The organism is Candidatus Gastranaerophilales bacterium (assembly GCA_028693235.1).
Taxonomy (GTDB): Bacteria; Cyanobacteriota; Vampirovibrionia; order Gastranaerophilales; family Gastranaerophilaceae; genus JAQUVW01.
This window is the reverse complement of the sequence record JAQUVW010000005.1, coordinates 132,126-144,403: the sequence shown is the minus strand read 5'-3', so window position 1 is coordinate 144,403 and position 12,278 is coordinate 132,126. Positions and strand designations below refer to the sequence as shown.

8 protein-coding genes are annotated in these 12,278 nt (G+C 34.1%); 5 read left to right on the top strand and 3 right to left on the bottom strand.

All coding sequences use genetic code 11. From position 1 onward, the window contains the following. Nucleotides 1–41: 41 nt before the first annotated feature. Complete coding sequence (locus tag PHV37_09650; GenBank protein MDD3238344.1) at nucleotides 42–725, top strand: glycosyltransferase family 2 protein; 684 nt, start codon at nucleotides 42–44, stop codon at nucleotides 723–725. On the opposite strand, the gene PHV37_09645 is transcribed toward PHV37_09650, so the two are convergent. Continuing rightward, nucleotides 722–1,450: a hypothetical protein gene (locus PHV37_09645; protein MDD3238343.1), complete on the bottom strand. Its 729-nt coding sequence runs from the start codon at nucleotides 1,448–1,450 to the stop codon at nucleotides 722–724. The two genes, PHV37_09650 and PHV37_09645, sit on opposite strands and share 4 nt — an antisense overlap. A 189-nt stretch (nucleotides 1,451–1,639) precedes the next feature. After that, nucleotides 1,640–2,821: a hypothetical protein gene (locus tag PHV37_09640; protein MDD3238342.1), complete on the bottom strand. Its 1,182-nt coding sequence runs from the start codon at nucleotides 2,819–2,821 to the stop codon at nucleotides 1,640–1,642. A gap of 592 nt (nucleotides 2,822–3,413) precedes the next feature. Here PHV37_09640 and PHV37_09635 point away from each other — a divergent pair. Next, the gene (locus tag PHV37_09635; protein MDD3238341.1) at nucleotides 3,414–5,015 is read left to right on the top strand and encodes a hypothetical protein; all 1,602 of its coding nucleotides are present in this window, start codon (nucleotides 3,414–3,416) and stop codon (nucleotides 5,013–5,015) included. A 76-nt stretch (nucleotides 5,016–5,091) separates the two neighbouring features. Here PHV37_09635 and PHV37_09630 read toward each other — a convergent pair whose 3' ends face one another. Further along, nucleotides 5,092–7,506 carry a TolC family protein gene (locus PHV37_09630; protein ID MDD3238340.1) on the bottom strand — a complete coding sequence of 805 codons (2,415 nt, stop codon included), beginning with the start codon at nucleotides 7,504–7,506 and terminating at the stop codon, nucleotides 5,092–5,094. 395 nt (nucleotides 7,507–7,901) lie between these two features. On the opposite strand from PHV37_09630, the gene PHV37_09625 reads away from it, so the two are divergent. The 3 genes from PHV37_09625 (at nucleotide 7,902) to PHV37_09615 (ending at nucleotide 12,268) form a co-directional block, all read left to right on the top strand. After that, nucleotides 7,902–8,246: a hypothetical protein gene (locus PHV37_09625; GenBank protein ID MDD3238339.1), complete on the top strand. Its 345-nt coding sequence runs from the start codon at nucleotides 7,902–7,904 to the stop codon at nucleotides 8,244–8,246. Between the two features lie 91 nt (nucleotides 8,247–8,337). After that, the gene (locus PHV37_09620) at nucleotides 8,338–9,498 is read left to right on the top strand and encodes an S-layer homology domain-containing protein (GenBank protein MDD3238338.1); all 1,161 of its coding nucleotides are present in this window, start codon (nucleotides 8,338–8,340) and stop codon (nucleotides 9,496–9,498) included. A gap of 280 nt (nucleotides 9,499–9,778) precedes the next feature. Continuing rightward, nucleotides 9,779–12,268: a hypothetical protein gene (locus tag PHV37_09615; GenBank protein MDD3238337.1), complete on the top strand. Its 2,490-nt coding sequence runs from the start codon at nucleotides 9,779–9,781 to the stop codon at nucleotides 12,266–12,268. Nucleotides 12,269–12,278: the final 10 nt, after the last annotated feature.

Genomic DNA, 12,278 nt, shown 5'->3' with positions numbered 1-12,278 from the left:
TAATGATAATGAAAGCTATATTTGTTGGAGTATGAAAGTTTATGGAAATTTCAGTGGTAATTCCTTGTTTAAATGAAGAAGAAACACTAAAAATATGTATTGAAAAATGTTTTAAAGCATTTAAAAATCTTGGCATAAAAGGTGAAGTAATAATTGCCGATAACGGTTCAAATGACAACTCTATCGTAATTGCTCAAAATGAAGGTGCAAATGTCATTAACGTAATTGAAAAAGGTTACGGAAACGCATTAAGAGGTGGATTTAAAGCTGCAACCGGAAAATATCTTGTTATGGGAGATGCTGACAACACCTATGATTTTTTAGAAATACCTCTTTTATATAATGAGCTTGACGAAGATACAGATATGGTTATAGGTTCAAGACTCAAAGGCAACATTGAAAAAAGAGCTATGCCACCTTTACACAGATATGTGGGAACTCCTGTCATAACCGCACTAATCAATCTTTTATATGGCACAAAAATCTCAGACTCTCAATGCGGAATGAGATTAATAAAAAAAGAAGCTATTGAACAATTAAACCTCCAATCTACAGGCATGGAGTTTGCATCAGAGCTCATAATTAAATTTGCAAAAGCCAAAATGAAAATTAAAGAAATTCCTATATCTTTGCATAAAGATATAGAAGGCAGAACGCCACATCTAAACCCAATAAGAGATGGATTAAGGCATTTAAGATTAATATTGAAATCCTTGTTTATCTAACAGTTTCGATAAACGAATTTGACGGCACGCCTTATTACAGAATTATTTTGAATTTCGTTAATTTGTTGCAATGCCCATCTGCAAGCTTCAACATTTTGGTCTTTAGAAATATAGCCAGCCTTTTGGGCATTTCCCATGCTAGTCGTAACTATTTTGTCCATTTTTTCGATATTTTTATTGTCTAAAAAATGCTTGGGCAAACTGAAATAATCATAAACTCCGCCTGCATTATCATCAAGGGTCTTGTATAATTCTTGCAATGCCGTTTTAACATCAGAAAGTCTATACTCAAACCAGTTTATGACTTGGTCTTTGGTACCATGCTTATATATGTATGGTTCTAATATTCCGGGAGCAATTTTTACTTTTTTTGCAAACTCATTATTTGCAGGTATATATTGTGGAATACGGGTTTTTGCAACATTGTCGATTATATTGTCAATATAAGAACTAACATCTGTCGGATTAATACCGAGTTGGTCAGCTAAGAATTGTTGGTCTGCTTTTTTAATCAAAATATTCCTTACAGCACGATATTTAATCAAGGGACGCTTTTCCAATAAAGCTTTATATTCCCCTTTTGACATTACCAAACTTGGTAAGTGATATTTTTTAAATGATTCAATTCGTTGTTCTTCATTTAACTCTTGGGATTGAATTTGTTGAGCTTTTTGGACTTCACTTGTTTGAGAGAGGGTATATAGAGTTATAGGATCTATTTTCATAAAAAACCTTTTATCTTTTCAGATATTTAATACCACAATTTTTGCATCAAATAACATTATACAAATTTTGGCAAAAATAAAAAGACCCCAAAATAAGGAGTCTTGTATTTATAGAGTGAAAAACTCTCTCAACTCTGGACGCATAGAGCCTCAATTCCAGCTGTAAACCGAAGCCCTATGCTAACTTTTTCAAGAAGCTTTGTCATCTTTTTCTTTAGGTTTTTTTCTGACATCAACCTCTCCGTTTGTAATTTTATAGATAGTTTCAGGAGCTTCAGTTGCATAATCAACATATCTCGAATCATCAATATCACCACTGTCTAAAGCTTCTTGAACTTCATCAAAATATTTATTCATATATTGTAAACGGTTTTCGGGGTCTTCTTTAAACCATTGAATAAATGTTTTGTTTGTTTTTTCGCCGTTACAACCTGAATGCATTGCAATATAATTAGGAATAATGTCTTTACCGCCTAAATCTTGAGCAAGCATGTGGTCGGTATTTGTAAAAGAATGTAGCAAAAATCTTTCAGCTATTTCTTTGGAGCTTCTGGCCTTTCCTTTTGCATCAGGACCACTGTATTTTGCAATCCAAGCACATTCAGCTTCGCTTGAAGTTGGAAAGCCGTTAGCAATTTTCAACATTTGTTTTTTAACATTTCCATCTCTGATTTTCATATTAGCAACATCTTCAATAAAATCTTTTCTTTTGAAATGTTTTTTTGATTTTGTATTTTGAATTTTTTGTTGAGCTTGAGCCAAAGTAGCTTGTACATTGCCACGTTCATTTTTTGGTAAAGAAGTTGTAGCCGCCCACATTCTGTTCAATTTTTCCATTTGAATATTTTGCAATTCAGGAAGTTTTTCCGCTCTCAAATCTTTTATTATTCTATCGAGAGGTTTTTTGGGTTCTTTATCCGCAACTTTTTTAACCATATTAAAGACATTCGCCTCAACAGAAAGCATATAAGGTTCATACTCAGATACAATACCAATATAGTCTTGAGGTTTAGCTGCAGCCAATCTTTCTTTTAAAATTTCATACTCAGGTCTTGGTAGCATTGGCTTTCCACAAGAAGGACAAGTCAATTTGTCAATATTGCAGACCTCAAAAGCCCCCGGTCTTTCATAGCCTGCAGGTAAAACAGGTTGAACAAAAGACTGTTTTGGAGCCTGTTGTGATTTTTTTGTTTTGTTACCTGCAAAATAAGGAGCAAATGGAATAACACCATTTTCATTTTTGCCCCACAATGACATAGTAACATTAGACTTAATAGGGCTTGAAGTCTTTAATTGCGTACTTTGTTCTTTATTTTTCAAAGAAGAATTTAAGCCTGATAAACTGTACAAAGAAATGCTATTTACTTGCATACAAACCGTCTCTTTCACCATAACCCACTATACACACTGGGGAAACTCGAACACTCATAATACCAATTTTTTCTAGTAATCATATAAGTTATATAATAAAATTTTTTGCCAATTTGTGGCAATATAACATCGATATTGTTACATAAGTAGAAGTTAGTTTTGACACGGTCTTTATTTATAAGGGTTTAGCATTATCCGAAAATTTTATAAATGTAACAATTTTAAAATCAGGACTTGCTATCTTAAATTGATTGTATTTTTTAAGAAACGTAAAGTTGAATTTTTAACCCAAAAATTTATCAAATTTGTAATTTTTATAACCGATTACGTCTTTTTTAAAATAAAATTATTAAAATTTTTATAAAAAAACAAGTAAATTTGAATTTTTCACTTGATTTAAAGAAAACACACGAAACCTCCTCATGCAATTTAATTTGTGTTCCGACTTTAAATTGATATCATAAAATTGTATTTCCGGTGAAGGGGACATACAAATATTGAGGGATAATTGAAAAAGCAGTTATCATAAAGATTTAAACCTAAAATAATAATAGACTAGACGGCTTCTAATAGCCAATCGGGAAAAGGCTGAATGTTAGTAAATAATCAAATTCCAAAACAAAATTACGCAAATACTGTTAATGCTAAAAAACAAAATTTTAAAGGTTTAGCAGACGGACTTACTACGGTTTTGAGTGGAATGGAAGCTCAACCAATGCTAAAAGTATCGTTTGTCGACACAGTAGCTACAAATGTGCCAAGAACTGTCGTAGACCTTAAGACAGGCATTCCTGCTGCAATTGAAACAGCAAGACGTGAATTTTCAGGACTAATCGTAAATTGTCTAATCCCTAGCTTTTTTGTTTTAGGTGTTGCAAAATTAATAAATAAACCTATAATGCACAACTTTAAAAATGTTGATATGTCTAAATCTTGGGCAGATGAAAACACTATACAAAAATTAAGCTCCATATACAAAAGTGATGAAGTCGGCAAAGATACGCACAAGTTTGTCCGCAAAACTATAGAAAGCCTAGAAGGTTTCGACACAGACAAATTCCACAGCTTCGTTGAAGACGGCAGAGTCGACAAAAAAAATATTGATAAAGCCGTAGATATATTAACAAATACTATAACTAATACCAACGCTACAAAAAAAGAAACTAAAACAGCTATAGGAGAAGCTTATAAATTACTTATAGGCGAAACAAAATCTGCCGAAACTATAAGATTTGTCGGTGATAAAAAAGCTTTTTCCTCTAACCTTTCAGACTTATTGAGAGACCAAGTAGAATTAGGTAGAAAATTTTTAAATAAAAATGTTTCAGACAATATTGATGATTTTGCGAAATCAGCAAAGAAAATGATTAACACAAAAAGTTTAATCGGCTTAGGCATAATAATGCCGCTCGCAATGTCTATGCAATACATAAATAGAGCAATAACAAGACATAAATATAAACAAAAAGGTGCTCCTATATATAAAGATTTCGGCAAAGGCAAAAATACTCAAAAAGAAATGACCACTGCTGAAAAGAGTACATTCTTCATGGAAAAATGTGCAGCAGCCGGAGCAATGATAGGACTTGCAACATTATCAATGATGAAAAAACCAAGTTTAAAAATGCTTCAATTCAAAGGAATGTTTCCAACCCTTGACCAATGTAGATGGATAGCTACAGGCACATTCGCCAGCAGAATGTTTGCAGCTGAAGATAAAAACGAACTTAGAGAATCTACTGTTAGAGATTTAGCATCTTTTTCAGGTTTATATTTCCTTGGCGATTATGCAGAAAAAGCTGCGGCGACATTGATTGAAAAGAAAAAGCCCGATGTTCATATTATAAACAAACTTGTAGCTGATGACAAAACAAAAGCTCTCCCGAAACGTTTCTGGAATTGGGTTAAGAATTACAAATTGAAATCATTTGACGAAATAACAGATGTTACCTCAAAGAATATGCGTTCAGTTTCTCAACTTGCAGGCTTAGCATTTTCTATCGTTTCACTCGGAATAATTTTACCGAGATACAACAGAAGCGTAACCGAAAAAAAAGTTAAACGTGAAAAAGAAATGGAAGCAGCTAAACAACAAGCTTTAAAATTACAAAATGAAAAAATGCCAAACGCATTCAAAGGTTTTGACTTAAATGCAAGCATAACAAAAAACACAACTCCTGAAACAACAAAATAAACGTAAAATAAGAGACCAAAACACGAGAAATTAAAAAGAGGTAATCAAATTGATTACCTCTTATTTTATGTTGAATTTAAAGTCTTATGTCTTTCATCTCGACGAGATTGTCTTTGACTTTTTGAATCCATGCTTTAGCTTCAGGTGAAGCTGTTTCCCAGTTCACAGAGCACAAGCCTCTTTGCACCCATACAAGCTGTTTAAAGAAATCGTATTGTGAATTAGCAGCCTTCAATTTAGCTTCAAGATAGATATTTTGAGCATCGATTAACTGCGTAATAGGGGCCTTACCTTTCCAGTACATATCTTTAACTTGGAGATAATTTTCTTGAGCCGCAAACATAGCCTTGTAATTTTTTTCAATACTGAAATAAGCAGATATAGCTTTGTTTACAACGCCACGAATTTCTTCTTCCAATTGAATTTTTACTTCGTCCATATATCTATTAAGTTCTTTTTTCTCATTGTTAATTCTTGCGATTTCAGCAATTTTAGTACCGCCTTCAATCGGTTTCCACTGAGCAAAGATACCCAACCTTCCGTTTGTAGCATTAGCCGGAGGAAGAACAATAGACCTACCCATAACAGGTATAGGTATAGCCATCGGGCTTGAATATTCTCTACCAAATAAAGAGGTGTATTCAAGGGACAATTTAGCGTCAGGCAAAATAAATTTTTGATAATACATGCCTGCCTCATCATTTTTCATTTTGATGGCAGCTCTAAGCTTAGATAATTCAGGAGCAACAAAAATCGCCTCATCTACGAGCATTTGAGTAAAGTTTTCAAGAGCGACAGGAGTTCTCACATAATCTATTACATGTAAATCTTTAGTATAGAAAGCAGGGTCATCAGCTTTTAATTGAGAAAGGTCAAAATCAACATTTTGGGGATTATTCAATAGCTTGCTGATATTCAATTTTACGTTTTTATAATCAGCAGTCATTTCCAAAAGGTGTTGTTCGTTGATATTAAGTTGCGAAGCCCACCTTAGGGTTTCTTCTTTTCCGCAGAAGCCCATTTTTTCTCTTACTCTTGAAATTGCGAGATTTTCACGTGATTCTTTGACATAATCTTTTTGATTTTTTATTGCATTTTCAAGCATTAAAGTTTGTAAATACAAAAGGGCAACGTCAATTCCCATATTTTGCTCTGTGACGGTTTGTTCAGCTTTTTGGAAATCAAGCTTCTTTTTCTTGATTAATATATTTGTCACAAGAGCAGGTGAATAAATCATTTGGTCAAGACCGATTTTGAAAATACCGGTTTCTTCGGGAGTAGTAAGTTTTGCAGATTCAGCAAATTCATTATCATATTTTTGGTAGCCTAAAGTCATGTTCAAGGTTGGAAGATATTTTAAAGAAGCAGACCAGACAGAATTTTTAGCCGCCTTAACAAGCAATCTTTTTCTTTCGATATCTAAGTTTTGTTGTTCCAAAGTTGAAAAAACAGTACCCAAAGTATAAGTTTTATTTTTCTTTGTAGAAATCACCTCAGCATTATTCAACAATCTAAGATGAGGGATATAGCCTATTTTGTCAGCCGTATCCATATTTATAGCAAGGATATTATCTTCATAGAAATATAATTTTTCTGATTTATATCCTTCACCTTTCAAAACACCTTGGATATTGAAAGATGTAGCCTCAGCAAGTTTTTTATCCAAATCCAAAGACCCGGACCCCAACAACGCCCCGAGTTCGACATCTTCTTTACCAACAGAGGAGAATGTTTTAATTTTTTTATTTGCCAGATTGTCAAATAATTCTTTTCTTTGACTAACAGACAAATTATATAAAGGAGTAACAAAAACAGCATCGGTATCGGCAGGTATTTTAGCAAGAACGCCATCAACATTGTTGTTCACCGAAATAATATTATAATTTATATTTGTAGGTTTTAATTCATGCTCTAAAAACTTGTACCAATCTTTTTGAGTTTTGTAATAGCTTTCGTTAATCAAAATTGCGACTTTATTGTAATTGGTGAGTCTTTTAAACAGTTGTAATTTTTCACAAGCTTCATGGACAGGATTAAAAATATCCTTGCCAAATCCACGCAAACCATACTGGTCAATAGTAATAACGAATTTATTTTTATTTTTAAGTTCAGCATAATATTTGGAAGAAATATAGCCGAGCGAAATTACCATAACAGCATTTGAAGCCAAAGCTTTATCACTGACTTTTTTGACCCCTGATTCTGTCCAATCACCCGTATATATTAAGTTAGAAGGGAAAGTCGCTGTATAATCACAAGAAACCGACTTAGAAATAGTCGATTGAAATTGTTTAAGAACCTGTTGATTTTTATCAGAAGGTCCGTCAAAAACAAAAGCAAATGTAATTGGTCGTTTTTCAACATGGTGAACCGCACAAGTTTTAGCAACTTGGGCTGATTTAGTTTGGGTTGCGGCGATGACAGCCAGATTCATGCCTGAGTACAGCCATAACATCAACACACTCAAAATTGTCGTAAATAGTTTTTTCATCTCTCATACTCCAATGCAGATATACTCTTTTTCTAAAATAATTATCCGACAATTATATAGGAGGGCAAGATATTTCTATTCGATAGATAAAATAAGGGTTTTAGCGGTTTAAATTTCTTAACATTTCGTTTCGAATTAAAAATTGTATTTTTTACAATAAATATGGCAAAAAGAAAAGTTTTTTCAGATTTACTAGCAAAAAAATAATAGTTTGGGTTTTAATACATTGGTGGCAAATTTTAGAAACCAACAACGACACCAAATTGTAACGAGTGAGTAAGTTAATAATTGACCGGTATAAATTTAGACCATAAGATTAGTTGTCTAAATGAAACAAAAACTGTATAATTGTTTAAATTAAACACGTAAAAGTAAACTTGAAAGAGAGTAAAAAAGTGGTAGACAATCGCTCTGCGAGCGTATTCGGAATAGGAAGCAGCCTCACCTTCAAAAGTGGGGACATCTCAGGTACCGCTGCCAAAATGTCTGATGAAAAAATGGGACAAGGCACCGAATATTTTGCTATGGAACAAGGCGAAGAAGACAACAATTTCAATAAAAACGCATATACAGATAGAAGTGCCCAACTAAGAGCCACTCTCAACTCTCTTGCTATGATGAATGTTGCAAATGTTTTAAAAGACAATTCGCCTCAAAAAATTCTTGAAGAAAAAAAGAAAAAAGAAGAAAAAAACGCTAAAAGTAAGCACCGCAAAGAACCGCACCCTGATTTTGAATAAATAGAAATTTCCATTTTTGCTGATTCATTGCAAAATTTTCAATCATAAAGTAAAATAGCTCCATAGACATTATGTCAAGAAGGAGAATTTTATGAATAAATTGATATGCAAATTTTTTGTATTATTAGGACTGCTTGTTATTGGAACAACGCAAGCCTTTGCAGCAGAATACACCGACCTCAATAAAGACCATTGGGCGTATAAGCAAATTGAGGCTTTGTCTGAACAAGGCGTTGTAGTGGGGTATCCTGATAAATCTTTTCACCCCGATGAAAATGTAACGAGAGCAGAGTTTGCCACTATGGTTATTAAGGCAGTAGGACAAGAAAATGCCGATTTGAAGGAAATAATCAACTTTGATGATATCAACACTGACTTTTGGGCTTGGAACATGATACAAAGAGCAGTAAGATTTGATATTATTAAGCGTTCTCCTGACAATTGTTTTCATCCAGAAGCTGATGTAACAAGAGCTCAAGCTATGGCTTTTGTAACAAATGCCCTCGAGACAGGCAATATTACAGAAGAACAAGCAAAAATGACTTTGGCTAAAACATATAAAGACTACAAAACAACTCCGGACTGGGTCATTATTATAGCAGGTAAAGCAGAAATTTTAGGCGTTATAGCAAAAGTCCCCGGGCAAGAAAATATTTTGGCAGCAGAAAGACCTGCAACAAGAGCAGAACTAGCTGTTTTCTTATATAACTTGAGAGAGCAGGTACAAATTAACGCGAATAAAAAATTAAGAGAAGCAATGAAACCAAAATCCGCTGAAGGCATAATAATTGAAAACGCAATAGTTGAAGGAAATATAGGGACAATTCCCGCAGGCACAATTCTTCCTGTGATTATGTCTAATTCCGTTTCTTCTCAAAAATCAAAACTTGCAGAAGTATTTGTTACAAAAACTCCAAAGAACTTTGTAACAAAAGAAAAATATCTTTTGATTGTAGAAGATAGCCCCATCGCCGGACAAGTATTAGACGTAAAGGTCGGCAGATATTTTATTCGCAACGGGAAAATAATTCTTGAAACAAAATCTATCAAAACACCGACTAATCAAGTCGCAAACTTTAGAGCCTTGGCTAATACGGATTTGGTTTATAAAAACTTTTGGCAAAAATTCTTGCATACAGTTTTCAAAGGTGCGAAAGTTAATATAGAAAAAGGTAAAGTCGTGGATATTCAACTTCTTCAACCAATAAAAGTAAATATGTCTACCGGCATTATTATCGAAGATAAAAAATAAATATTTTAACTAATAACTTTATATTTCAAGGCGGATTTTGTAAATTTGATTTACGAAATCCGCTTTTTTATGTCTACATTAAGAAAACTTAATACTTTTTTCACAATAATTAAAACTGAACAAACTCACTCATAACATAAGAATACACAAAAAGGTGATTTATCAAAATTAAAATCACTAGCAAAAAAACCAAAAAAAATGCATTATAACTTAATAATCGGTTTCTAAAATAAAATTTTAAAATGTGGAATAAACAATAAGATTGAAGAGGTTGTGTGTTATGCAAATAGGAAGTTCTGTTGTAGGAGTTAGAGGTGGATTTTACCCTGAAATTAAGAAAGCAAACGGCTTTATAAGTCCAATGATAGCCCCGATGCAAACTGATAGTTTTCAGTTATCGAAAAGTGCACTTGCCCCCGTTATTAGAACTGAACGCAAGGGTAACGCATTAAGAATTGCATTCAGCGGAAATTTGCAAAACCCGATAAGAGAAGAAAAGCCCTCTATACAAATGAAAGTAAGAGGCGTTTCTGCACACCAAAAAGGCAGTTTAGGAGCATCAGGTTTTGCTAAAGATGCAAATGTAATCAAATTGGCTCAAAGCGACTGGAAAGAAGGTCGCGAATTGAGATACAGAACAGCCCAAATTAACGGTAAAAATATAATAGAACTTTCAGACCCGTCATTTGGACCAATCGGGAGAGTCCCTGATGAACTCACTGACCCGTTGTTAAAATTGATTGGAAGTGGCAAAAAAGGCAAGAACAAAGGAAACCAAGACTTCAAATTTGTACTTTCTAACGTGATTGCAGGAAACTCAAAAGGAGCTCCGACAATAGGCGTTAGAGTAAACCTCCAATACACAGGAAATGACCCTTATAAAAAAGTTGACGCACAAAAAACTTTTGACAAAATGCTTAACTCCAAAGACAAAAGAATCAGCGATTCTGTAATGCTTTACCAACCGAAAGTATCACCAACGGAGGTTTTGGAAAGAATTTTCGATGTAGAAAAAGCATCAAACGGTCCTAAAGCGAAATTGGAAATCAACAACGCTATAACCCAAATTTCAAAAGAAATAAACAATCCAAAAAATAAAAACATATTGCTACTCGGGCACTGCAAACCTGATGGCGACACTTTAGGTTGCGTAATCGGAATGCAAACAGCAATCCAAGGAGCATATCCTGATAAGCATATAGATTGTGCCGTAGATGACAAAATCCCAGGGCTTTTCAGAGATAAAATGCCGGGAATTGAAAGCGTAAAACGCCCCTACAATCCTGATAGAATTGAAATGGTTGAAAAGAATATTGAAACTTTAAAAGCCAAAGAACAAACAAAAAGTACAGAATCTCAAATTAAAATATTTGAAAAAGAACTAGAGGATTTAAAAAATCCCGACAAACTTTTTGACCCAAATCCATTAGAAGGAAAAGACAAGAAAAAATATGACTTAGTAATGATAATGGATGTCCCGACTCCAAAACGTTTCACAAGTGCTTTCAAAGATTACATTGAAGATGCAAATAACGTAATCTACATCGACCACCACCCTCATAGAATCAATGAATGGAACGATGCAAAAGATGAAACAGGCGTTGACATGAACCAAATTCATGAAAATAATCTTGCACTCGTATGCGACTCAGTACCTGCCGCAACACAACTTGTTACAATAATAGCAGATAGAGCAGGTATCCTAGGAAAAACAATGCAAGACAGCCTTGATAATGCAAAAAAATTCGTAGCAAGCGTAATAACAGGCACTTCAACAGACACCGGCTCTTTCACAAGAACCGCAAACCTATTGCCTGAACACATGAAAGTCCCGGTCAATCAAAGACCGAACTTCCTACCTGAAGGGATGTCTAAATGGTTAATTGACGAACTTGAAACAAATTCAAAAGGTCAAATCAATAAAAAATGGCTCAGAGATAACATCACCTATGATGTACCGGACAAGGTCTTGAGCAATATACAAGAAGATGGGAAGCTATCTCCTCGTGACAAAATGCTAACCTACGCACTTGATAGCAAAGAAGTCAACGAAGACTTGGGCGTCGGTTTTATTTCCATTGACTATCCGCAAATGTATGAAATATGGAATGACTCTTTGTCCCAAGACCCTGATATGACACTCTTGGATGTCCAAAACGGCTTTAAATATTCAGAAGTTATGAGTGCTTTAAAAGCAGACCCTGAAAAAGTTGCCAACCCCAAAATAGGAAATAACGGAGGTAAATCAGCTTCTTTAGCAGACAGAGCAAAAGAAATTTATGACTCACCTTATGCTGACGACAAAATCGCAATTTTATTAATTCAAGATAAAAAAGAAGGCTATATTACAGAAAATTCTGAAATTGCAACCCAAAACGGATTGAGATTATCTCTACGTTCAGGAGGTGCCAGCAATCACGCAGAACTTTTGGCAAGTCTTTTCGGCGGTGGCGGTCACGGCGGTGCAGCAGGTGGCAGGGTTGATTTACCAAATGTCGAACTTGATACTCCTCTTTGCGTAAAAATAGATGGAGAAATTGAAAACGACCACAAAAAAGTTTATGAAGAATTAAAGAAAAACTACGATATTCTTCACGACTCAAGCCTTACACCTGAAGAACAAAAAAACAAGACAAAAGATATCAAAGTTGCTCTTGCAAAAGATGAAAACGGTCAAAGCACAAAAGAACTTTTAACGGAAATGGTAGGTTTCATAAGACAAGAAGAAGAAGCTGAAGAACCTAAAATGCCGAACAAAAAAAGAGCATAAAAATAAGAAA